Consider the following 22,593-nt stretch of genomic DNA (forward strand, 5'->3'; position numbering starts at 1 on the left):
CGGGTTTATCTGGCACCATGGATTTCAAGGATTATTACAAGACTCTGGATGTCGCAACTGACGCCGACCTGAAGGCAATCAAGACTGCCTACCGCAAACTTGCGCGTAAATTTCACCCCGATGTCAGTTCGGAAACCGATGCTGCCGAGCGCTTCAAGGAAGTGGCAGAGGCCTATGAAGTGCTCGGTGATGAAAAAAAACGCGCTGAGTATGACGAAATCCGCAAGCATGGTGGCCGCCAGCAGGGTCCGGGTGCCAGCGGTTTTGGTGGCGCAGGTAGTTTCACTGGTAGCCAGGGCGGCAGCTACAACGAACAGGATTTTTCTGACTTCTTTTCATCCGTTTTTGGTGAGCGCGGCCGACGCGCCTCCGGTTTCGATGATGCGTCCGGATTCCGTAGCCGTGGTCGTGACATCGAAGTAGAAATGCCGATCTTTCTGGAAGATACCCTGGCGGAAGAGTCCAAGCAGATAAAATATGCCTTGCCGCATTACGACGCGAACGGGCAACGTCTGCAAGACATCACCAAAACCCTGAATGTCAGGATTCCCCAAGGTGTGGCAGATGGCGAACGTATTCGCCTGAAGGGGCAGGGTGCACCGGGCCTGGGTGAGGGGCCTGCCGGTGATCTGTACTTGCGGGTAAGACTGGTGCCGCATCCGCTGTTTGATGTCGAAGCCCATAACCTGCTCACCACCGTGCCACTGGCACCCTGGGAAGCGGCGCTGGGTGGTAAAATCACCGTGCCCACGTTGCAGGGCAAGATTCAGCTGACTATTCCGCCCAACAGTCAGTCCGGGCAGCGTTTGCGCATCAAGGGCCGGGGACTGCCGATGAAGTCCGGCACTGGCGACCTGTTCGCGGTACTTAAAGTGGTGATGCCGCCCTCGGCGGACGAGCCAACGAAAAAACTTTGGCAACAACTGGCTGAGCAACAGGCCGGTTTTGATCCACGCAATAGTGCGTAGATCTTCTTACGGTCGGTAAGCACTGGAGTTGATTCACATGGACATTCACATCACCTTGCAGGAAGTCTGTAGCAGCACCGGCCTGAGTCGGGAGACGGTGATCGATATCGTTGATCATGGCATCGTGGAGCCGCAAGGAGACAGGCCAGAGTTATGGCGGTTCGACGACCAGTGCCTGTGCATTGTGCAGCGCGCGCGGCGCCTGCGAGAGGATCTGGAATTGAATTGGCAAGGCATCGCGCTGGTGATTGAGTTGCTGGAGCACAGGGATCGCCTGAAAACCGAAAATGAAGCCTTGCTGCGGCGCCTGCAGCGTTTTGACTCACATCAGTCCTGACAGCCTCAACGTGGATGGAAAGTGATTTGCACCCGCGTTCCCCGGCCCGGTTCACTTTGCAGCTCGATTTGCCAGCTCAGGCGTTCACACAGTCGTTGTACAAGATTCAGACCAAGCCCGGTGCCCTGTGCTTTTGTGCTGAAGCTGTTCTCAAACACACGTTCCATATTTTCTGTCGGAATACCTTCGCCGCTATCACTGACCTCAAGCGCATCCTGTTTGATTCGCACGGTAATTTCCCCATTAACGGTGTGCTCTACAGCGTTGCGTAACAGGTTACTGATCACGATCTGGATAAGGCTTTCGGATTCGTCCAGTTGCAATGGAGCCTCGGCGGCAACAGTTACCCGTGTGTTCCGCTCCGCAAGCTGAGGCTGCAGCTCGTCAATCAGATGCTCCACCAGTGGTTTCACCGGTGTTGCAGAGGCAGACTGAAGCGGCCGGGCCTCCTCTCTTGACAGCAACAGGCTGACTTCAATAAATCCCAGCATGTCATGACAGGCCCGTTTGATGCGGTTGATGGCACGTCCGGCAGCGGCATCGCCGCGTATCAGTGTCGACTGTGACTCCAGCACTTCAATGGCGCCGGTCACCACAGATAATGGCGTGCGCAGCTCATGGCTGGCTGCTGTAGTGAAATATTTCTCGCGCGCTACAAATCCATCCAGCCGCTCCAGGTAGGCATCAAACGCCTGTGCGATACGGCCGACTTCGTTACCGGTAAATTCAGCACTTAGACGAATGCCTCGTTGCTGAGGTTGAACCCCGGCAATGCGTTCCGTCAGCTGCCGCAGTGGCGTCAATACCGCTGCCGATGCCTTGACTGCCGAGACCAGCGTTATCATCAGCATCAGGGCAATACCGAGAACCATTAGAAGCAATACCCGATGCTCCTGGTTCTCCCACTCGGTAATGTCGTAGGTCAGAACAGCAGGTGTTTCGCTTTGAGTGCTGACCTCAACCTGATAATAATTGTCGTCCACCCGCACGCTATGATGAGAGCCAGGTGGCAGCTGTGCAAAAGTCGCGGGCATGCCTGTCAATGCATCACCGGTATACAGCGCCCAGTCGGGCAGCAATCGCATATCCAGGGAAGCCGGCCCTTCAGGTGCTGCCATCATCAGGGTTAATTGTTCCTCAACCATGTGGCCAAAAGCGACGGCTTCCAGACGGACTTTTATTTCCCATATGGCGATGACAAACACACTGCTGATCAGTGTGACCAGTACCACGATGGCAAGAATTAATCGCGAACGCAGGCTGAGCGAACGATCAGAGACAATTGTAGTAGTGGTATGCATGATGTTAGTTCCTGGAATCTTCAGGCTCGGTTAACCGGTAGCCGGTGCCGTGGACAGTTTGCAGAAGTTTGTCAGCAAAAGGTTTGTCAATCGCGTTGCGTAAGGCATAGATATGTGTTCTGAGAATATCGCTGTCAGGAGGGTCCTCGCCCCAGACTTCACGCTCCAGCTCATCCCGGGTCACCACCCGGTGCGAATTTCGCATTAGCACCTCCAGCAGTTTGCGCTGGACCGGATTCAGTTCCAGTGACACTCCGTCGCGCTCGGCGCGCAAGGTGCCCAGGTCAAAGTGCAATGTGCCAACTTGCAATGTGTCTGATGTGCCGTGACGTTCATGACGATTAACCAGCGCTTTGAGTCGCGCTTCCAGTTCCTTGATGGAGAATGGTTTGACCAGATAGTCATCGGCACCCGCAGCGAACCCCATAAGCTTGTCATCCAGCTGGTCGCGTGCAGTCAGCATCAGCACCGGCGTTGAGGTTTCTCCACGTTCGCGCAATGCACGACAGATGGACAGGCCATCCATACCTGGCAACATTACATCCAGCACAATGACATCGTAGCTATTGCTGGTGGCCAGCTGCAGTCCACCCGGACCGGTCACTGCGAAGTCGAGCGTGTGCCCCAAGGGCTCAAGATAATCGGCAATGTTTTCTGCGATATCCCGATTGTCCTCTACGATCAGTATTCTCATCTGCGTAATCCTGATATTGGCATGTTTGCATTCTGCCACGGTTGTTGCGAAAAATTTGTCAATTCCTTTGCCGGTAATGAAAACTTTTGCCATCACTCTTTGATCCAGATCATAGAAATGGCTGATCGACAAAGCCTGTCGACAAAATTTCGACATTTGCCTGCGTACACTGGCGCTACTTTCATTATCCACTATGCAAGGAGTGACGGTTTGAAACACTCTGTTCTGTCAGCAACATGGCTGAAACCCTGTATCGCTGCCGCCGTGGCGTTAGCCATTACTACTCAGGCATTGGGCATCGATCACGAACCGCTTGCCCGCAGTGAGCAGGTGGATGTGCACACCGTGATGCAATCTGCACTGGACGCCGCCCCGGAAAAAATGCTGACAGCGTCAGCCGCTGATCAGGCATTGGCATATCGCACGTTGGGGCAACGCTGGATTGTTGGTGCCCCATCATTGGAAGCCAGTGTTATTAACGACTCTCTGCTCAGTGATGTTGGCCAGCGTGAGCTGGAAGCTGGCGTGCAGGTGCAGTTATGGCGCCCTGGTGAGCGTCGCGATGCATTGCAGCGAGGATCCGCCTACGATCAACGTAATCAGGCATGGCAGTCATGGTACCAGTTAATGATTGCCGGTCGCGTGCGTGAGTCACTGGCTGAATTGGAGCAGGCCGACCTGGTCATGGCAAGCGCGATGCAGGCGCAACAGGATGCCAGCCGTCTGCTGGACATGACACGACAATTGCAACAGGCAGGCAGTGCCGCTGAGATGGACGTGCTTCAGGTCGAAAGCCTGCTGCTCGCTGCTGACAAACAGGTACTGGAAGCTGACGCAATGGTGGTGGACGCCGAGCGCGAATATCAGATATTGACCGGCGGGCTGACTACGCGGCCTGCCCAGGCACATCAGGAGCAACAGAGCGGGGCTGAGGAAATCAGCAGCAGTCATCCGCAGATACAGTTGCTGCAAGCCGATCTGAATATCAGCGAAGCAACCATTCTGAGCGCCGAGCGTCAGGCTAAAGGTAGTCCAGCCGTGCAGTTTGGCGTCCGCCGCGAGCGGGGTGCTTTTGCTCAGCCTTACGTGGAAAGCGTTGGTGTCAGTGTTTCCATTCCGCTCAACAGTAGGCGCGTGGTCAATGCCAGTACCAGTGAGGCGCGCGCTAACCGGACTGCAGCGGAGGTTGCTCTGATAAGTCAGATGCGGGAATTGACGCAACAAATGCATGAGATCGAACATCAACTACACACGCTGGCGCAGACCTTGCCATTGAGCGAGCGCGACCGCGACCTGAGCCAGCGCCAGATGCAGATGGCTGAAACTGCTTTTATCAATGGTGAAGTGGACATGACCTATGTGGTCAGGGCCATGCAACAGGCCCGCAACGCCGACTACGAATTCAACCAGCTTCAGCAACAGCAACACCACCTCATCTCTCAATACAACCAGATTTTCGGAGTCCTGCCATGAAAGCAGCATCCACCCGTCTGCTGAATATTTGTTCAGCGTTAGTGTTAATGGCCACCGCCACTGCGATTTCCGCTCAGGAAGTGATCTCTTTGTCAGACAGTGAAATGCGCGAGCTGGCAATACTGTTCGCGCCTGCAAGCCCCGTTGGCAATACTGACGGTGAGCGGGTGCCTGCCACGGTCATTGCCTCACCTGAGGCGAGCAATACTGTGCACAGTTGGTTTGAAGGTGTCCTCAGTCAATGGCATGTTGCGCCCGGAGACAGCATAACCACCGGCACACGAATCGCTACTTTGCGCAGTGAGGAGCTGCTGACAACCCAGCAGGAATTGCTCAGGGCGACGATCGCGCAGGAGAGCGCCGAAGCGGTGCTGCGTCGGGACCAGAATCTGTTTGATGCTGGCGTGATTGCTGAAGCCCGGCTGACCGAGACCCGCCGCCAGCACCAGCAGGCGATTGTCACTGTGTCATCCATCAGGCAACGCCTGCTCAGCGCAGGCATTGCCGCCGCAGATATTGACACTCTGGTCGGCTCGCAACAGGCGACGGGGACATACACCCTGCGAGCTGGACAGACCGGGCGGATTGTTCGTCGTCTTGTGCAAGCAGGTGACTACATCGCCGATGGCAGCGCCGTGGCCGTCACCGCCGATGATGATCTGCCCTGGCTGAGCGCGCAAGTGCCAGCCTATCTGGTTGGTGAATTGAGCCCGGGTCAAAGTTTGCGTGTTGTTGAGCAGGGCACAGAGCTGACACTGCGCCAGGTTGATCAACAGATAGACCCTCGATCACAGACCATCAGCGTGCTGGCTCAGTTTGCCGGCGCCAGCAACTGGGTTCCCGGGCAGACGCTGACGCTGATTTTGCCGCCGGCGAACGGGGGCATCCGCATCCCGTCCAGCGCCGTGGTGTTTAACGGTGCAGACACGACCGTTTATGTTCGTCGTCCGGGGGGGGTGGAGTCTCGCACCCTGGCGTTAGAGACCATGGGGCGCAACTACCTGGCCGCCAGCGGTATCAGCGCGGGCGAGGAGATCGTGATCCAGGGCGCTGCCGTACTGAAAGGTATTCAGCTGGGACTGGGAGGTACACAATAATGCTGTCCCAACTGGTTCAATTATCACTGAGTCAGCGCCTGCTGACAGGGCTGTTGGCGCTTCTGGTGGCAGGGTTTGGCATGAGTGCGCTGTTTCAGCTGCCCATTGATGCTTTTCCGGACATTTCACCAACACAGGTCAAGATCATCATCAAGGCGCCTGGCATGACACCGGAAGAGGTGGAGGCCCTGATCACGCAACCGGTGGAGGTGGAACTGTTAGGTATTCCGCGCAAAACCATACTGCGCTCCATATCCAAATACGCACTCAGTTCCATTACGCTGGATTTCGAAGAAGGCACTGACATTTACTGGGCACGGCAGCAGGTGGCTGAACGCCTGAATAATGTCTGGGGCGATCTTCCCGGCGATATCAGCGGCGGACTGGCGCCGATGAGCACGCCGCTGGGTGACATGTTCATGTTTACCGTCGAAAGCGACACCATGACGCTGGAGGAAAAGCGTTTCCTGGTGGACTGGACCATCAGACCGGCGCTGCGCACAGTACCGGGTGTTGCCGATGTCAATGCGCTGGGCGGTTATGTGCGCACCTATGAAGTGATACCTGATGCCGCTGCCATGGCGAGACTGAATGTCATCCACGAACAGTTGATTTCCGCCCTGCAGACCAGCAACAAGAATGATGGTGCCGGTCGGATTGATCAGGGTGAAGAAGCGCTGTTGGTTCGTGTATCAGGCGCCATTGGCAGTCTGCAGGATATTCGCGACATTCGTGTCATGGACAGCGACGGACAACCCGTGCCGCTGTCGCAGCTCGCGACCGTGACCAGCGGCACCATGGAGCGGTATGGTTCCGTGACCGCCGACGGCACCGGCGAAGCCGTACAGGCATTGGTGATTGGCATGACCGGTGCCAATGCCCGGGACGTTGTTAACGGCGCCAAGGCCAAAATGGCAGAGATTGAAGCCACTCTGCCAGAGGGCACGTATTTTGATGTGTTCTATGACCGCAGTATCCTGATTGCCGGCGCGGTGAATACTGTCACCAAAGCGTTGCTGGAAGCGGTGGCGCTGGTGGTCATTCTGCTGGTGCTGTTTCTGGGTAATATCCGCGCTGCAGTCACCGCCGCGATGATTCTGCCATTCTCGGCGTTGGTTACATTCCTGTTGATGAACAGCGTCTCCATGACTGCCAACCTGATGAGCCTGGGGGGGCTGGTGATCGCCATCGGAATTCTGGTTGATTCCGCCATTGTGGTAGTAGAAAACATTGTCGCGACTATGAGTCATCATGGCGGGCAGAACCGGCTGCCAAGATTACACGTGATTTTTCGTGCCGTGAAATCTGTTGCGGTGCCGGTTACTTCCGGCATCCTGATTATTATCATTGTATTCCTGCCACTGTTGTCACTGGAAGGTCTGGAAGGCAAGCTGTTTGGGCCGGTGACCATGACTATTGTGTTTGCGCTGATCGCTTCGCTGATTTTGTCACTCACGGTTATTCCCGTGGTTGCGTCCTATCTGATAACCAGGGCTGAGCACGATGAACCGTGGCTGGCCAGGAATCTGTTGCGTGTGTATACGCCGTTACTGTCAAAGGCGCTGGCCAAACCGATCTATGTGATCGGGCTTGCATCCGCTTTGCTGGTCGCCACCGTTGCCATCTTCCCTCTGGTCGGTAAAACCTTTATGCCGACCATGGATGAAGGTGACATGATCATACAGATGGAATTGATCCCGTCGATCAATCTGGAAACCTCAACAAGGATGGTTACCGAGGTAGAAAAAGCCTTGCTGGCCGAGATACCGGAGATTCAACGCCTGGTATCACGGACTGGCTCCGATGAGATCGGTATGGACCCGATGGGTCTTAATGAAGTCGACATGTTCCTGCACCTGAAACCTGCCAGCGACTGGCAAGCCGGATCCAAGGCAGGGCTCGAGCAGAACCTGCGTACCGTCATGGATCGATATCGTGGTATCAATTACGGCTTCACCATGCCCATTGATATGCGTGTCTCCGAGATGTTGACCGGCTCTCGCGGTGATGTCGCCATTAAACTGTTTGGAACCGACCTGGATGCACTGAACAACTATGCACAACGCATATCTGACACGGTGGCAACAATCCCCGGGGCCGTTGATACCACGGCGACGCTGAACGAGGGCGCGCAATATCTGCAGATTACTGTTGACCGCATCCGTGCCGGGGAACTGGGCCTGGACGCCGACCAGTTGCAGCGTCGACTGCGTGCACAAATTGAGGGTCTGGATGTGGGGACTGTCATAGAGGATGGTGCCCGTGTGCCATTGATGATCCGCTTTGACAAGATCATGGGGGATGGTGACGCCGCCATGCGTAACAATCTGATCAGTCTGCCGGACGGAGGATTTGTGCCGTTGTCCAGTGTTGCGACTATTGCCCGTGTGGAAGGTCCGGTGACGATTAATCGGGAAGACGGGCAACGTTTTGCCGTAATACGGACCAATGTGGAAGAACGGGATCTGGTGGGGTTTGTCGATGAGGCGCGACAGGTCATAGCACAGCAACTGGAGCTGCCGGAAGGGTATACGCTGGAGTGGGGCGGTGAATTTGAAAATCAGCAGCGGGCGGCAGCGCGCCTGGCACTCGTGGTACCTGTAGCACTGCTGATGATTGCACTGGTGTTGTTCATGACCTTTCACTCGCTTAAGCAGGCCGTCATTATCCTGTCCAATATTCCATTTGCCATGACCGGTGGACTGCTCGCCCTGTGGTTGACCGGGGAATTCCTGTCAGTACCTGCGTCAGTGGGGTTCATTGCGTTGCTTGGCATTGCTGTGCTCAATGGCGTGGTCATGATGTCGCACTTCAATCATCTGGCGGACAAGGGTATGCCTGCGGCTGACGTTGCATTTGAAGGAGCATTGCGCCGGCTACGTCCGGTCATGATGACTGCCTCGATTTGTGCAATCGGTCTGGTACCACTGTTGCTGGCAACGGGCCCCGGCTCGGAGATCCAGAAGCCGTTGGCCATTGTGGTGATCGGTGGTTTGATCAGTTCCACGCTGTTGACCCTGTTTTTACTGCCAATCGTTTACCGACACTTTCACAAAAATGAACACAACGCGACGGTTGCAGGAGAGCCCGTATGAAAAATTTACTGGTACTGAATATTCCGCCTGCACTGGAAGACGATATGGTTGACTACCTGTTGGCTCTGGAGGAGGTAAAAGGATTTACGTCGTTTACCGCGCAGGGGCACGGCGGTGGTGAACGGTTGACCGTGACCGAGCAGGTCAGCGGGCGCCGGCAACGGGTACAGTTCGAAATCATTGTTGATGAGGCGCTTGTCGAGCGGGTGGTTTCCGGGCTGACAGATAACGTGGGCAAAGACATTGCGTACTGGCATTTGCCGGTCAGTGGCATCGGCCACACCTGAGCCCGTTATCTGCGCATGCCGCCAGAGGCATGAAGCTGTCACCGCAGACGCAGGAAAACGATCAAGGGGCTATCTTCAGGCAATTAACAGCCTCCTGAAGATAAGCCCCTTAACTTAAGCCCCGCATTAAATGCTGTGTAGAAGAGCCTGTTGATTTAATCTTTTGACGGTTTTCGCAAAACCTTTTTGCCGGTAATCATGGCAGAGACAAGTCCGTTACGATGACGTATTTCGTCATAAACGACAGCCGCTACATGCAGAAAGATTGCGCCCAGCATAAGCCAGAAAATAATTTTATGAATGGCGATAAAGGGCTCGCGAAACTGACGCATGGCGGCATAACCCTCCGGATCCAGCAACTCCTTGTTACCCGGAACCAGGCCAATCAACTGGCTGTGATCTTCTCCTGCACCGGTCGCCCACTCGGCAAACTCATGACCAAACGGAGGGAAGTATAAATCAGTGCCGGCCAGCACGAGGCCGGTGCACATCTGGCCCACCAATAACATGTACAATGCCAGCAGCATCAAGCGGGCTGCGGGGTTATGCCCCCGGTATACAGGTGCCTGGCCGTTACGTATTCCGTAAAGCCAGTCTTTTAACTCGCCAACATATCCGCGTCCGAAGGGAACAACGGATCCCCAACGCGAGAAGCGGCTGCCAATGAACCCCCATACCAGACGCCAGATCAAATTGAATGCAAATACATAGCCAACGTAAGCATGCATAATCTTCAGCGTGATTTTTCCGTCGCCGCTGATGCCCAGGAAATCCGCATACAGAATGGCTGAGCCGATTGTCATCAGGGCCAGGACACACAGGACGTTCACCCAATGAAATATTCTAATGGAACGGTCCCAGACTTTTACTTCGTATAGTTCGTTTTCGTTGGTCATGTTAGTTACTCTCCGTATTGCTTTGCTGGTCAGTTTGACTTTATTTTGTGTCGCTTGTATGAAATATGTTCAACGGGAAGCATACGCGTACCTGCAGGCCGCCGAGGCGGCTGGTGTCCAATACCAGGGTTCCCTGATGTCGCTCCACAATGCGTTTGGCGATAGACAGACCCAGTCCTGAGCCATGGGTATCGCCACTGGAAAAGAAGCGTTCGGCAAGCAACGCTCGGTCTTCTTCTGACACGCCGGCGCCGGAATCATCTACGCATAAACACCAAACGTGCTCCCGGATCATGATGCTGACAATGATGCGCGTGCCTTCATCTGTGTGAGTAATAGCGTTGCCTACCAGATTCTGTAGCAGGGTCTTGAACGAGCCTGGTTCAAATGCCTGTTCGCTGATGCCTGGCGCAGGTGCCTCAACTTCGAGTGACTGATGTCTTTGCAAGGCCAGCGGCATAATATCGGAGATCGCGCTGCGGGTTTCTTCCAGGATATTGATAGCGGTTTTATGAGTGATAGCAGCGTCGGACAGGCGGGCCAACTCTAACATCTGTGATACAAGTCGCGATGTGCGTTCGACCGCTTTGTGCAGATGTTCCAGGGATTCGTGGGTTTGCTCTGGGTTGACTTCGTTCCTGGCGTTGTCCAGATGCACCTTCATCACTGCTAACGGTGTACGTAGCTCATGCGCGGCGTCGGCGATAAAGCGTTGTTCACGCGTGAGTAATTGTTTAACCTGCAGCAACAGCCGGTTAATGGCGGCCTGCATGGGTGCGACTTCCTGCGGCAGATCAGGTTCCGTGATTGGCACCAGACTGTCGGGGTCGCGAGAGCGGATCTGCTGCGCCAGTCTATCCAGCGGTTTAAGCCCGGAGCCTATGGCAGCCCACACCAACAATAGCATCAACGGTATCCCGATGAGATCTGGCACGATCGTACCGAGCACGATTCGGCTAACGGTCTCGCCACGAATGTCAGTGCGCTCTCCTACCCAAATAGACAGGCCTGAATCAGGCAACGTCAGCACGTAGGTACGCCAGTCATTGTCCGGCTGTGCAAGTGTTGCAAACCCGGGGCTCCAGTCAATCAACGGAAACTCTGGAGCGGAAAACGAACCCGCAGTCAGCTGTCCTCTTGCATCTTTTACCCAGTAGGCAACTTTGGCTTCGTAAGGGTGTCCGATCGCCGGATGGTCCGCTGTTGATTCCACCAGCATTCGTGCCAATACATCATGGTCAAGCTGTGCCATGGGTTCACTCAGCAGGCCGGCGAGGACGCGCGCGCTTTGCGCCAGTTGCGCATCGAATAACTCTTCAACCTCGTGTGCGGCATCCAGGTAGCTGAATAAACCCAGCATGACTGAGCCGAGCACAAGCAGTCCCATCACCCTGATAATGATACGTTTACGAATAGAGCTCATACGTTACTCTCAATCATGTAACCTACGCCACGGAGCGTTCTGATAAGTTCTGGGCACAGTTTTTTTCGTAGGTGATGGATATGAACTTCCAGGGTATTGCTGTCCACTTCATCTGACCAGCCGTATAATGACTGTTCAAGCTGATCCCGTGTGAGTACCCGGTCAGGTTGTGACAAGAGTTCGTGTAACAACACGTACTCCATGCGCGACAGCGCTACAATCCTGTCAAGGTAGCCAACCTGCTGATTTCCGGGGTTGAGGGTAACCCCGCGTAATTCGATTTTGGGTGCTGCGCGTCCGGCGCTGCGTCGCAACAGCGCGCGCAAGCGCGCCTTTAGTTCATCGGTGTCAAAAGGTTTGATCAGATAGTCATCGGCACCGGCGTCAAGTCCTGCGATTCGGTCCTGTACACCATCCCTGGATGTCAGAATCAGTACCGGCGTCTGCTGGCGGCGATCACGCATCGCGCGCAGGACTGCCAGGCCATCCATTTTGGGCAGCCCAAGGTCAAGAATGACCAGATCAAAACTTTCGCTGCTGGTCGCATGCAGTGCACTTTTACCGTCCTGCAACCAGTCCATTGTGTATGATTCAGAGCGCAGAGCGGTAAGAATGCCTTTGGCCAGGGATTCATGATCTTCTACCAGCAATACGCGCATGGCAGTGCTCCTGTGCGGTTACATTTTTGACAGCAATGTCTCAATTTCGAGCCGGCGTCCGCTGTCAGCCAATTCGCGTCCTGGCCTGGGTGGCGCAGCAAGGGCTTTCTGCAGGCTTGCGCGTGCCTCGTCAAACCGCTCCTGATTGAACAGATAATCGCCCATGAAGTAGTTGCTGTCGATACCATCAGGGTTTATCTCCAGCGCCTTGCGCAGCAGCTTCTCGGCTTCCTTTTTGTTGCCAAACGCAATTGGCCAGGAGGGAACCTGATAGTACAATGCGCCCAGGCTGGTGTATACGGATCCCTGTAGTGCGTCCGGATCCAGATCCAGCGCGACCTCCAGTTGCGAACGTGCCTGCTTTACGCGCGATAACGCGCTCAAGCCACCATCCACGCCTGCCCACGTACTCAGGATAATGCCATACCAGATGTGGGTTTCGGCGCTGTCAGGATTTTCGTTCACCATCTTTTCAGCTTCTGCGGCCAATGCCTCAAAAACATCAGACTGTTGGTCTTTGGCCGTCTGATAGTTGGCGATCGCCCAATCCGATTGCAGTTTCTGGTAATCAGCCGCCGACGCGGCACTGCTAACGCCAAGCACGAATACCAAACTCAAAAGCGATAATGTTTTCATCAGGGATTCTCCACTCGTGTTGTTGCAAATTGACGAATTGTGGACAACTGCTTGCGCAAAGAACGGCTGACCAATTGCGGCATTAATCCATTCAGACGAATAAATACCCGCTCGGGGTAACCCAGGTGGACTTCTGACAGATTTCTCTGCAAAGACTTAACCAGGCAGCGTGCCACTTTTTCCGGCGAATCCATCTTCACGCCCAGGGCGGCATTCATCTCTTCAACTGCGGTACTATTCATGTCTGTCAGGGTGGCACGTGGTGCCAGATAGAGAATACTGACACGCGTATCTGCCAGCTCCCGGCGCAACGCCTCGGAGAAACCTCTCAAGGCAAATTTGGTGGCGCAGTAGCTGGCAAAGCCAGGGTAGCCGATAGCGCCGAATGTCGAGCCTACCATCACCACGCAAGACTCCGGCGCCTGTTTTAGCAGAGGTAGCATTGATTTGGTTACCAGCATGGTGGCGGTCAGGTTTATATTGATCATCCCGGAGATCTGTTCGTCATCCTGATTTTCGAAGAGGGCAAAATCATTGACACCAGCCGCATTGATCAACAGATTGAATCCGACTTTACTTTGCATGGTCTGGGCCAGTCGCTGACGATCTTCCGGTACCCGAAGGTCAGCCGTGATGGTGCTTATTGAGTCACCATAACGCTTGTCGAGTTCAATCAATGTGGCAGTATCTCGCCCGACCGCAGTTAATCTGGCGCCCGCCGCAACCAGCTGCGCCAGTATCGCCTGGCCCATGCCGCCGGTCGCGCCAGTCAAAAGTACGACGCTATCCTGCAAGCGCATATTGTTCTCCCGATGCCGGCAGGGTTCTGAACATTTGTGCGTATAGCGTGTAGATTACCCTGGCAGTGTCGATAACACAGGCTTTGTCATCGTCATCGTCTAGTCTGTTGACCAGTTTCTCGTAGAATTTCATATGTTCCTGATCAAGGGCGCCATGTGAACTCAAATAGCTGAAAGCAGCTTCCGGCAGCTTGAGACTTGCCTGCAACGTGTTGGCGGCGTTGGTGGCCAGTTCAATGCTGGTGCCCTCAAGTACAAATATCATGCCGAGCATGGAGACCGGGTTGAGCCTGTTGATACGGTCGTACATGGTGCTGACCATCAGCTCTGTGGCTAACGCCGGTCTGCCATGACGCACGGCCTCGGCATCTCCACCACAGGCCTTGATGTCATTCAGTATCCACTCCTGGTGGCCGTACTCTTCTTCGATATATTCAGCCATGGCACCTCGCAACCATTCCATTCGTGCCGGTAGTCTGGCACCACATGCCATCAGTAGAGGCACGGTATGACTGACATGGTGAAAGGCCTGTGCCAGGAACGCAGAGTAACTGCTGACGTCTACCTTGCCCTGCAAGGCACCCTGAATGAGAGGGGAGCTGAACAGATATTTTTTTTCAGTAACTGTTGCCTGTCGTAATTCATCATAAAACTTCATATGCACTCCAGTCTGAACCGTGTTGATGAAAGTGTTGTTGATACTGATCAAGTATTTGTTCGCGCCGCAGACGACCATTGATAGTCAGCTGCTCGTTCCCGACGCTGAATGGTTCGTTGGCAGCTACCCATGAACCAACCCGTGCGTATTCCGGCAACAGGGCGTTGACCCGGTCGACAGCGCGTTGTACGGCATTTTTGTTATCGGTAGCTGGTACCAGGATTGCGGTATTAACCGGCAGGGCCTCGCCGTAAAAAAATGCCTGATTTATTTCCGGCTGACTGCACAGTTCCGCTTCTACCCATTCGGGACTGACATTGCGCCCGAACGCGGTAATAAACTGGTGTTTTTTCCGGCCATTTATGTATACAAAGCCGTCTTTGACAAATCCCAGGTCGCCGGTCGGCCAGGCTTGTGCAGGGCAATGTGGGCTGCCCACATAACCCAGTACACCGGCACCATGAACCAATATTTCGCCATCGCCGGCGATCGAAATCTGCAGGTGGGGCAGCGCTGTTCCAACGCTACCGGGCTGATACTGTGAAGGTTTGTTGAGACAAACCACCGATGCACATTCCGAGAGGCCATAACCTTCATAAACCGGCCAGGCCAGCTCATTTATGCGGTCCAGCAATCGTTGTCCAACGCGGCCCCCGCCGACCGCGATGAAGCGATACGACGCGGGCAACTGAAAACCATGAGACTGTGCCTGCAGCAGTCCTGCCAGCAGTTGTGGCACCAGGATCATGCTGTTGGCTCTGCATTCTGTAATGGCTTGCAGCAGACCCTGCTGATCTGCGGCGCTATTGGATAGTGCATTGATATTGCGAACGCAGACGGTTGCACCTGATATAAAGGCCGCCCACACACCCAGATTTTCAAGTAGCACTGCCAGCGGCAACAGTGTCAAATACCGGCTCAACGATTGATCCGCGGTTATGTCTGTCAGTGCTTTTGCTACCGTGAGCATCGCTGCAGCAGACAGACAAACGCCTTTGGGCGTGCCTGTTGTCCCGGATGTAAACGTTATCTTTGCCGTCTCCGCAGGCATATCGACGGGAGTAGTACTGCGTTGCCAGCCACACATGCCAGCGGCAAAGCCGAACTCGTTGAGTAGTTCGCTGTCGGGGTGAGGGCCTATCCAGGTGTCGGCACCTGTCTGTTGCAGCAAATGACGGACCTGGCTGACGGTGAAAAATGGTGGCACCGGCACACAGACACAACCCGCCTGCAACAATGCCAGGTCCCAGACAATCCAATTCACGGTATCCGGCTCGGAAAGGGCAACCACGCGGGCACCGCTGCGCCGGAGTTGATCCACCCGGCAATCAACCTGATCTGCGATACTCTGATAGCTGTATTGTGTGTGTTCGGATTCAATGGCTATTTTGCCATGATGGCCTTTTAGAAAACGCTCAATGTTTAACAACTCAGGCGCAGACACGAGACTTGCTCTCCTGATGATTTGCGTTGTTATAGTGGGGCATGTAACTCAACCGTTGGAATACACCGGCCGCTTGCAGTTGGCGGAAACCCTCCGGGATATAGCCGGCCATCACTTTGGGTCTGGTCGTGTAATAACTTCCCCATTCTCTGCCATCGTGCTCGAGACGCGCCGGATCTGCGTCGGCCAGCACAACAGGGCTCAGTGTCAGGCGGGAGAAGCTGTTCAGTAACAAGGGGGTGCCGGTGAATGCGACCCATTCAAAATCGCAGCTAAACAGATAATGCGTCAGCGCCGTGATCAGGAGCCTGGCCATGCCGGGAGAGCCCGATACCAGGTTGCCCACTTCGATGATGCTGTCTGCGGAGGTGGTCAGCGTCGTTGAGCTTTCAATCAGGCGTGCAATGGGCTGGTCCAGATACTGCTGTAAAAACAGCTGCTCATCACCTGTCGGTCGCAAACCAACAACAGCCTTAATCTCGCCGTTGCTTTCAAGTCCCAGCAACACAGGCAAAAACTGACTGACGTGAGCGCCGTATACGGCTGCAAAGTGTTCGGCTACACTTTGTTCGAGCCTGCGCCGCAGCTCAGTATTGCCGTCTGCGCAATAACTGATCAGGATACTCAGGTTCTGCTGTTCAAATGACGCCAGTTGGTCTGTGGCGGGAAACGTTAACTTACTCATGATAATCCCTCTGACTACGGGAGCATCATGCGCGCTGAACCTTAAGTTCAGCTTAAGGCGTAGTTAATTCTTTAATGCGGATCTGGTGTAAAACTGACGCACAGTCGGAGGTTAGTCAGATGTCGGTGGCGGCGAGCAGGCGATCAGTCGTCTATTGTTCCGGCTCGGGAAACCAGTGACGGGTTCTGTTGGCAAACGCAACCAGGGACAGCATCACTGGCACTTCTACCAGCACACCGACCACCGTTACCAGGGCAGCGCCGGAATTCAGGCCGAATAAACCAATGGCGACAGCAACAGCCAGCTCAAAAAAATTGGAAGTGCCAATCAGGGCACAGGGTGCGGCAACATTGAAGGGTACCTTCCACATTTTGGCAGCAGCATAAGCGATGGCAAACATGCCGTAGGACTGGATCAACAGTGGCACCGCTATCAACGCAATCAACAGTGGCTGCTCCAGAATCACCTGGCCCTGAAAACCAAATAACAACACGACAGTCGCCAGCAGCCCCAGGACAGACAACGGTTTTATCTTTGCGGTGAAGCGCGCTACGGCTACTTCAGCGTCAGCGGGGTGTTCAGCATTCCGACTCAGGTGAACACGGGTGGCAATGCCCGCCAACAACGGGATCACCACATAAAGACCCACAGAGAGCAGCAAGGTCACCCAAGGCACTTCGATATCTGTGACGCCCAACAGCAGTGCTACCAGAGGGGCGAAGGCAAACACCATGATGACGTCGTTCAACGCCACCTGGGCGAGGGTGTAGTTGGGATCGCCGCGGGTCAACTGAGACCAGACAAACACCATGGCGGTGCAGGGGGCTGCGCCTAGCAGAATCAATCCGGCGATGTACTGATTGGCATTGGCGGGATCAATCAGATCGATAAACAGCGTGTGGAAAAACAAAACCCCAAGTGCGGCCATGGTAAAAGGTTTGATTAACCAATTAACCGTCAGGGTGATGATCAGGCCCTTGGGGCGCTCGTGGATCCGGCGCAGGCTGCTGAAATCCACTGCCACCATCATGGGGTACACCATAAACCATATAAGAATGGCGACCAAAAAGTTCACTGAACCATATTCAATACTTGCCAGTGCCTGAAACCAAGCCGGTAACAGAGTGCCCAAAGCGATGCCCGCTGCGATGCACAGGGCAACCCATAAAGAGAGATAGCGCTCGAAACCGGCCAATGGTGTGTTTTTACTCATAAATCAAGTTTACCGTCAGTTTTGGGGCATTGACATCAAATAAGCGGTTTTGCTGATATAAATCAGATGAAAGTGCAGTTGACAATCGTTATCATTTGCATTTAGTATTCCCTCCCGCTGAAGCTCAGGTCGAAATCGTCCGCGCCCAAGGCCTGCTGGACGATTCAGCTCAGCGCCAAACACAACAATTTCAGGGGTACTCGATGTCTGCTTTACCATCTTACACAAAATCCAGATTGGCCGTGGCGCTGGCGTTGACAGCACTGCCACTGACTGTATCAGCTCAAACCGGTCAGGCAGAGGATACCTTTCGTTCTGCAAGCCCGGGCATCGAAGTGATACGCGTAACCGGCAATCAGCAAGGCCATGCCTACCTGGAGACCGGCACCGTGACGCTGATTGACCTGGAGCAGATTCAGGCGATTCAGCCGCTGTCCACGGAAGATGTGCTGCGTCGCATCCCGGGCGTTAATATCAAAGGCGAGGAAGAAACCTCGATTGTGGCCAACTTCGGCCTGCGAGGGCTGTCCGCCAGCGAATCCAAGTCGCTAATGCTGGAAGATGGTGTGCCGGTAGCGCCGGGCTTGTTTATTGGCAACGACCGCTATTTCAACACCCGTATTCAACGCGTGGAACAGGTTGAAATCCTGAAGGGTTCCTCGTCACTGCGTTATGGCCCATCCACCATTGGCGGTGTCGTGAATTACATCACCAAAACACCCGATGATGGCGTCAAGGTGTCCGGACGCGCAGGCTCGTTCAATCTGCGCGAAATGAATATTGAAGCAGGCGGCACGAATGTCTCTGGCGACGCCTATGCCGGTGTGGTTGCCACCTACGCTGACAGCGATGGTTTCATGGACAAAGATTATGAGATGGCCGATGTCATGCTCAAAGCCGGCACTGCGATTGGCAATAACCAGCGCGTGGGTGTGAAGGTTTCCTTCCATGAAAACGATGCCAATATATCCTACCGGGGTGTGTTTCTGGATGCCTACCGGTCGGGTGCCGATTACAACCCGGCGCCGGATGACTGGTACCTGCAGGAACGCCAGGCAGTGGATCTGAATCATGAGTGGATAATCAATGACGCCACCACGTTAAAGACATTGTTCTACTGGAGCGATGTCAGCCGGGACTACTGGCGTTACAGTGTCGATACGCCTGCCTCCAACCTGGCGGGCCGCTGGGTCTACACGGATGCGCTGACCGGTAACAATCGGTCCTTTGAGCGCCTGGGCGCCGAAACCCGGCTGTCACTGGCACACGAATGGGGTGGCTTGACGGCTGATACCGAGTTTGGTTTCCGGGTCATGACTGAAGAGTCCGATGACAACCGCATTCGTGCCACACGTCAGCAGGACCGTACTGGCACCAATGACCGCCATCGTATCGACTCGGCCGATAGCGTTGCCGCGTATGTGCAAAGCCGCATCGAGGTGACAGAAAGGCTTGCCGTCACGCCCGGTCTGCGCATTGAAGACTATGAACAAAAACAGTTGATTCTGACCCAGAACAACGCGTCGGCCGCAACCAGCAATACAGAGTTCCTGCCCGGTGTTGGCGCAACTTTCGACGTGACCTCGGCCGCGCAGATTTATGGTGGTGTGTATCGCGCATTTTCTCCGGCGTCCAACGGCGTGGCGCTGGATGGTCTGACTGATCAGAATCTGGACGGCGAGCGGTCCACCAACTATGAAATCGGTATTCGTGGCGCTGAGGGCGCGCTGAGTTACGAAGTGGCAGCATTCGCCATGGACTTCAGCAACCAGGTGGTCACCGGTAACAGTGATCCGAACCTGTCGCAGTCCAATGCCGGAGAAACCGAGCACTACGGTATGGAGTTCGTGTTGGATTATGACTTTGGTGCCGGTTTCAGCGTGAATTCCAATGCCACCTGGATTCCGACATCGGAGTTCAGAACCGGTACGTTTGAAGGCAATCGGCTGCCTTATGCACCCAAGATACTTGCCAATATTGGTCTGAACTACACCGTTGACCGACTACAGACGGCGTTGACTGCCCACCACAGGGGTGAGCAATATGGCGATCCCAGCAACCAGGTTGATCTGCCAACCGGTGCTGCTGGTGGGATCTGGGGCGGCCTGTTGCCAGCCTATACGGTCTTTGACTTGACTGCACAGTACAATATTGACCAAAGTTTTACTGTGTTTGGAGCAGTGAAGAATATCACCGACAAGAAATATATCGCGGGCCTTCGCCAGGGCATTTATGTTGGGCCTGAGCGGTCGCTTGAGGTAGGATTCCGCTACGGTTTCTGATTTGTCGTAGTCGTTCTGGTTATCTACAAGGCAAGGCAAAAACCCGGCTGACATGGCCGGGTTTTTATTATGGGCCCCACCCGCGCATTTGTAGTACCTGTCAGTTTCCCGTTACCATTCCCATATTGGCACCCGCGACGGCCTTGTACCGATGATCCGTACGCAGGATATGATCGTAGTGTCAGATACTCGAGACTGCCCCTGAGGCATACTCTGAAGTCATAACACGCGCGCATGGAGCCGACCCGTGATAAAAACGCAATTGCAGGCATTTGCTGCCTTCCTCGTCCTGATCCTTACCACCCTGTTTACTACCCCCTCTGTGTTTGCGGCCGAAGCGCCGGCAAGTACCGGCTCTCCTGATACAGAAACGTACGCCAATCTGGCAGATATCCTGCAGGACGAGCAAGCCCGTGAGCGACTCATTCTGGACCTCAGGGCCCTGGCTGCCGGCGATACGCCGGAGGTGCCAACCGCTATTGCCGACGGCAGCGCCGAGCGCATTTCTCCGGCACGCCAGATCGCAGATTCCACCCGTGATCTGGCCGAAGGTTTTGTGACGCAGGCGTTTGCTGCGGTAGAAGCTGTGGGTCAGCTGGTCAGTGGTGATTCAGCATTGGACGTCAGTGAATTGGCCGGCACGGGTGTCAATCTGCTGATCGTGATGGCAGTGACCATTGGTCTGTTTCTGGTCCTGCGACTGGTGTCGCGGCCATTGTTTGCTTCGATCAATCGCTGGGCGCTGGACGAGTCCGGCCGCAGCGCCATGCTACGCAAAGCGGTTGCGGTGATCGGCTCGGCCCTGATTGATGCCTTGGTAATTGTGCTGGCGTATGTCGCCGGTTATGTCGTGGCGTTGTTTGTACTGGGCAGCTCCGGGGAGATGGACGTGCATCAGTCACTGTTCCTCAACGCGTTTTTGCTGATTGAAGTATTCAAGGCCATCATCCGTGGACTGTTCGCTTCACGCGACGATGGGTTGCGCATGCTGCCGTTGTCCGCGGAGCAGGCGGCATACTGGAATGCATGGCTCGCCCGCCTCAGTGGATTCATCGGCTACGGTATTCTGTTTCTTGTGCCTCTGGTCAGTGTCACGCTTACCCCGGCGGTAGGTCGCCTGGTCGCCTTTATTGTCATGCTGCTGGCATTCCTGTATGCACTGGCGATTATTCTGCAGAACAAAGCGTCTGTCAGCCAGGGTCTGCTGCTTAGGGCCGGTCATGCTGATCTGGCCTTCAACCGCGTGCTGCTCACGATGTTCGCCAAAAGCTGGTATGTGGTAGCGATTGTCTACTTTGCAGCACTGGCTCTGGTGACAGTGGCGCGGCCTGAAGACGCACTGCCGTTCATGTTGATGGCTTCTTTGCAGACGCTCATCGCCATTGGTGTCGGGCTGTTTGTATCGGTAGTGCTGAGCCAATTGATCAGCCGCGGCTTTCATCTGCCCGAGGAAACCCAGGCTCGTTTTCCGATGCTGGAGTCGCGGCTGAACAGCTTTTTGCCTAACATCATGAAAGTGGTGCGGCTGGCGATACTGCTCGTTATCGTAGGATTCGTTGCCGACGCCTGGGGCCTGTTTGATCTGATGGCATGGTATGCATCGGAGACCGGTGCGCGTACATTGAGTACGGTGGTGTCGGTGGTGATTATCATCCTTGTGGCCATGCTGATCTGGATAGGCCTGGCGAGCTGGATTGAGCAGCGCCTGAATCCGGCGGCAGGTGCTCATGAAGCAAGTGCACGCGAACGTACCCTGTTGACCATTTTCCGCAACGCCGTGGCCATCACGATTATTGTCATGACTGCGATGATTGTCTTGTCGGAGATCGGCATCAATATCGGACCGCTTATTGCGGGTGCCGGTGTATTGGGTCTGGCCATCGGTTTCGGTGCACAAAAACTGGTGCAGGACATTATTACCGGTGTGTTCATTCAGCTGGAAAACGCCATCAATGCCGGTGATGTTGTCAGTGCCGCGGGCGTCACCGGAACCGCAGAAAAGCTTACCATCCGCTCACTGGGTATTCGTGACCTGTCAGGCACTTACCATTTGATTCCGTTTTCATCTGTCGATACGGTCGCCAACTATATGCGTGAGTTTGCCTATCACGTGGGTGAGTACGGGGTTGCCTACCGGGAAGATATTGACGAGGTGATCATCAAACTGCGTGAGGCCTTTGCGGAGCTCATAGCGGATCCTGCGCACAAAGCCAACATCATTGCCGATCTGGAAGTGCATGGTGTCACCGCACTGGCCGACAGCTCCGTCAATATACGGGTCCGGATCAAGACGCTGCCCGGTACGCAGTGGGGCGTGGGCCGCGCTTACAACCGGTTGGTCAAGTACCATCTGGATGCAGCGGGCATTGAGATTCCGTTCCCGCACCTGACCATGTACTTCGGACAGGACAAGCAGGGCAAAGCGCCCCCCGCACCCATTGTTATTGAGTCATCCTCGGAAACGTCGGTTGAGCAGGCGCAAAAGCCGGCCGCTGAACTTGAAGACAGCCGTGCGGAGCCTGTTTCCCAGAGCAGTGCCAAGAGCAGTGGCAAGACCAGTGCCAGGAAAAATGTTCGCAAAGGCGCAAAAACCAATGCCAGCAAAGGCAATGATTACGACGAGGCGGATGACTGAATCGGGGTGC

The 22,593-nt window shown here is 54.8% G+C and carries 19 protein-coding genes; 8 read left to right on the forward strand and 11 right to left on the reverse strand.

Going from position 1 to position 22,593, the window contains the following annotated elements:
• Window positions 1-17 precede the first annotated feature (17 nt).
• Window positions 18-968, forward strand: a complete 951-nt coding sequence (gene cbpA, locus ENH71_RS04560; protein WP_294132044.1) for a curved DNA-binding protein — start codon at window positions 18-20, stop codon at window positions 966-968.
• A 37-nt stretch (window positions 969-1,005) separates the two neighbouring features.
• Window positions 1,006-1,305 (forward strand): chaperone modulator CbpM, encoded by a 300-nt coding sequence (locus ENH71_RS04565; RefSeq protein ID WP_294132046.1) that lies wholly within the window; start codon window positions 1,006-1,008, stop codon window positions 1,303-1,305.
• 5 nt (window positions 1,306-1,310) lie between these two features.
• On the opposite strand, the gene ENH71_RS04570 is transcribed toward ENH71_RS04565, so the two are convergent.
• Both ENH71_RS04570 and ENH71_RS04575 read right to left on the reverse strand, forming a co-directional pair.
• Window positions 1,311-2,606, reverse strand: a complete 1,296-nt coding sequence (locus tag ENH71_RS04570; protein WP_294132047.1) for a sensor histidine kinase — start codon at window positions 2,604-2,606, stop codon at window positions 1,311-1,313.
• Between the two features lie 4 nt (window positions 2,607-2,610).
• Window positions 2,611-3,300, reverse strand: a complete 690-nt coding sequence (locus tag ENH71_RS04575) for a response regulator transcription factor (RefSeq protein WP_294132050.1) — start codon at window positions 3,298-3,300, stop codon at window positions 2,611-2,613.
• 210 nt (window positions 3,301-3,510) lie between these two features.
• Between ENH71_RS04575 and ENH71_RS04580 the strand changes: the two genes are divergently transcribed.
• Genes ENH71_RS04580 through ENH71_RS04595 form a run of 4 tightly spaced genes read left to right on the forward strand, consistent with a single transcriptional unit; the run spans window position 3,511 to window position 9,252 of the window.
• Window positions 3,511-4,773: a TolC family protein gene (locus ENH71_RS04580; RefSeq protein ID WP_294132052.1), complete on the forward strand. Its 1,263-nt coding sequence runs from the start codon at window positions 3,511-3,513 to the stop codon at window positions 4,771-4,773.
• On the forward strand, window positions 4,770-5,870 hold the full coding sequence (locus tag ENH71_RS04585; protein ID WP_294132053.1) for an efflux RND transporter periplasmic adaptor subunit: 1,101 nt from the start codon (window positions 4,770-4,772) through the stop codon (window positions 5,868-5,870). The genes ENH71_RS04580 and ENH71_RS04585 overlap by 4 nt, the downstream gene beginning before the upstream one ends.
• Window positions 5,870-8,965 carry an efflux RND transporter permease subunit gene (locus ENH71_RS04590; protein WP_294137539.1) on the forward strand — a complete coding sequence of 1,032 codons (3,096 nt, stop codon included), beginning with the start codon at window positions 5,870-5,872 and terminating at the stop codon, window positions 8,963-8,965. Before ENH71_RS04585 ends, ENH71_RS04590 begins: the two co-directional genes overlap by 1 nt.
• A complete protein-coding gene (locus ENH71_RS04595; RefSeq protein ID WP_294130531.1) occupies window positions 8,962-9,252 on the forward strand; it encodes a DUF3240 family protein in 291 nt (96 codons plus the stop codon). The genes ENH71_RS04590 and ENH71_RS04595 overlap by 4 nt, the downstream gene beginning before the upstream one ends.
• 155 nt (window positions 9,253-9,407) lie before the next feature.
• On the opposite strand, the gene ENH71_RS04600 is transcribed toward ENH71_RS04595, so the two are convergent.
• The 9 genes from ENH71_RS04600 to arsB form a co-directional block, all read right to left on the reverse strand.
• Complete coding sequence (locus ENH71_RS04600; RefSeq protein ID WP_294130530.1) at window positions 9,408-10,148, reverse strand: cytochrome b/b6 domain-containing protein; 741 nt, start codon at window positions 10,146-10,148, stop codon at window positions 9,408-9,410.
• A 40-nt stretch (window positions 10,149-10,188) separates the two neighbouring features.
• On the reverse strand, window positions 10,189-11,571 hold the full coding sequence (locus ENH71_RS04605) for an ATP-binding protein (protein ID WP_294130528.1): 1,383 nt from the start codon (window positions 11,569-11,571) through the stop codon (window positions 10,189-10,191).
• Entirely contained in the window at window positions 11,568-12,230 is a 663-nt protein-coding gene (locus ENH71_RS04610; RefSeq protein WP_294130526.1) for a response regulator, read from the reverse strand. The genes ENH71_RS04605 and ENH71_RS04610 overlap by 4 nt, the downstream gene beginning before the upstream one ends.
• Before the next feature lie 18 nt (window positions 12,231-12,248).
• On the reverse strand, window positions 12,249-12,866 hold the full coding sequence (locus ENH71_RS04615; RefSeq protein WP_294130524.1) for a tetratricopeptide repeat protein: 618 nt from the start codon (window positions 12,864-12,866) through the stop codon (window positions 12,249-12,251).
• Window positions 12,866-13,666: an SDR family oxidoreductase gene (locus ENH71_RS04620; RefSeq protein WP_294130522.1), complete on the reverse strand. Its 801-nt coding sequence runs from the start codon at window positions 13,664-13,666 to the stop codon at window positions 12,866-12,868. The genes ENH71_RS04615 and ENH71_RS04620 overlap by 1 nt, the downstream gene beginning before the upstream one ends.
• Complete coding sequence (locus tag ENH71_RS04625; RefSeq protein ID WP_294130520.1) at window positions 13,650-14,324, reverse strand: iron-containing redox enzyme family protein; 675 nt, start codon at window positions 14,322-14,324, stop codon at window positions 13,650-13,652. The genes ENH71_RS04620 and ENH71_RS04625 overlap by 17 nt, the downstream gene beginning before the upstream one ends.
• Window positions 14,311-15,768, reverse strand: coding sequence for an AMP-binding protein (locus ENH71_RS04630; RefSeq protein WP_294130518.1), 1,458 nt, complete (start codon window positions 15,766-15,768; stop codon window positions 14,311-14,313). Before ENH71_RS04630 ends, ENH71_RS04625 begins: the two co-directional genes overlap by 14 nt.
• Complete coding sequence (locus tag ENH71_RS04635) at window positions 15,755-16,453, reverse strand: thermostable hemolysin (RefSeq protein ID WP_294130516.1); 699 nt, start codon at window positions 16,451-16,453, stop codon at window positions 15,755-15,757. The genes ENH71_RS04630 and ENH71_RS04635 overlap by 14 nt, the downstream gene beginning before the upstream one ends.
• Before the next feature lie 151 nt (window positions 16,454-16,604).
• Entirely contained in the window at window positions 16,605-17,666 is a 1,062-nt protein-coding gene (gene arsB, locus ENH71_RS04640; RefSeq protein ID WP_294130514.1) for an ACR3 family arsenite efflux transporter, read from the reverse strand.
• Window positions 17,667-17,869: 203 nt separating this feature from the next.
• On the opposite strand from arsB, the gene ENH71_RS04645 reads away from it, so the two are divergent.
• Together ENH71_RS04645 and ENH71_RS04650 are read left to right on the forward strand one after the other, a co-directional pair.
• The gene (locus tag ENH71_RS04645) at window positions 17,870-19,948 is read left to right on the forward strand and encodes a TonB-dependent receptor family protein (RefSeq protein ID WP_294130512.1); all 2,079 of its coding nucleotides are present in this window, start codon (window positions 17,870-17,872) and stop codon (window positions 19,946-19,948) included.
• 247 nt (window positions 19,949-20,195) lie between these two features.
• Window positions 20,196-22,583 (forward strand): mechanosensitive ion channel domain-containing protein, encoded by a 2,388-nt coding sequence (locus ENH71_RS04650; RefSeq protein WP_294130511.1) that lies wholly within the window; start codon window positions 20,196-20,198, stop codon window positions 22,581-22,583.
• The last annotated feature ends 10 nt before the right edge of the window (window positions 22,584-22,593 follow it).

Source organism: Pseudohongiella sp., from assembly GCF_011050365.1.
Taxonomy (GTDB): Bacteria; Pseudomonadota; Gammaproteobacteria; order Pseudomonadales; family Pseudohongiellaceae; genus Pseudohongiella.

What these genes read in the sequence shown, in the direction of transcription:
- ENH71_RS04605 (WP_294130528.1), bottom strand. Translation starts at nt 11,571, where the DNA reads ATGAGCTCTATTCGTAAACGTATCATTATCAGGGTGATGGGACTGCTT.
- ENH71_RS04615 (WP_294130524.1), bottom strand. Translation starts at nt 12,866, where the DNA reads ATGAAAACATTATCGCTTTTGAGTTTGGTATTCGTGCTTGGCGTTAGC.
- ENH71_RS04620 (WP_294130522.1), bottom strand. Translation starts at nt 13,666, where the DNA reads ATGCGCTTGCAGGATAGCGTCGTACTTTTGACTGGCGCGACCGGCGGC.
- arsB (WP_294130514.1), bottom strand. Translation starts at nt 17,666, where the DNA reads ATGAGTAAAAACACACCATTGGCCGGTTTCGAGCGCTATCTCTCTTTA.
- cbpA (WP_294132044.1), top strand. Translation starts at nt 18, where the DNA reads ATGGATTTCAAGGATTATTACAAGACTCTGGATGTCGCAACTGACGCC.
- ENH71_RS04570 (WP_294132047.1), bottom strand. Translation starts at nt 2,606, where the DNA reads ATGCATACCACTACTACAATTGTCTCTGATCGTTCGCTCAGCCTGCGT.
- ENH71_RS04585 (WP_294132053.1), top strand. Translation starts at nt 4,770, where the DNA reads ATGAAAGCAGCATCCACCCGTCTGCTGAATATTTGTTCAGCGTTAGTG.
- ENH71_RS04600 (WP_294130530.1), bottom strand. Translation starts at nt 10,148, where the DNA reads ATGACCAACGAAAACGAACTATACGAAGTAAAAGTCTGGGACCGTTCC.
- ENH71_RS04565 (WP_294132046.1), top strand. Translation starts at nt 1,006, where the DNA reads ATGGACATTCACATCACCTTGCAGGAAGTCTGTAGCAGCACCGGCCTG.
- ENH71_RS04575 (WP_294132050.1), bottom strand. Translation starts at nt 3,300, where the DNA reads ATGAGAATACTGATCGTAGAGGACAATCGGGATATCGCAGAAAACATT.
- ENH71_RS04590 (WP_294137539.1), top strand. Translation starts at nt 5,870, where the DNA reads ATGCTGTCCCAACTGGTTCAATTATCACTGAGTCAGCGCCTGCTGACA.
- ENH71_RS04625 (WP_294130520.1), bottom strand. Translation starts at nt 14,324, where the DNA reads ATGAAGTTTTATGATGAATTACGACAGGCAACAGTTACTGAAAAAAAA.
- ENH71_RS04645 (WP_294130512.1), top strand. Translation starts at nt 17,870, where the DNA reads ATGTCTGCTTTACCATCTTACACAAAATCCAGATTGGCCGTGGCGCTG.
- ENH71_RS04610 (WP_294130526.1), bottom strand. Translation starts at nt 12,230, where the DNA reads ATGCGCGTATTGCTGGTAGAAGATCATGAATCCCTGGCCAAAGGCATT.
- ENH71_RS04595 (WP_294130531.1), top strand. Translation starts at nt 8,962, where the DNA reads ATGAAAAATTTACTGGTACTGAATATTCCGCCTGCACTGGAAGACGAT.
- ENH71_RS04635 (WP_294130516.1), bottom strand. Translation starts at nt 16,453, where the DNA reads ATGAGTAAGTTAACGTTTCCCGCCACAGACCAACTGGCGTCATTTGAA.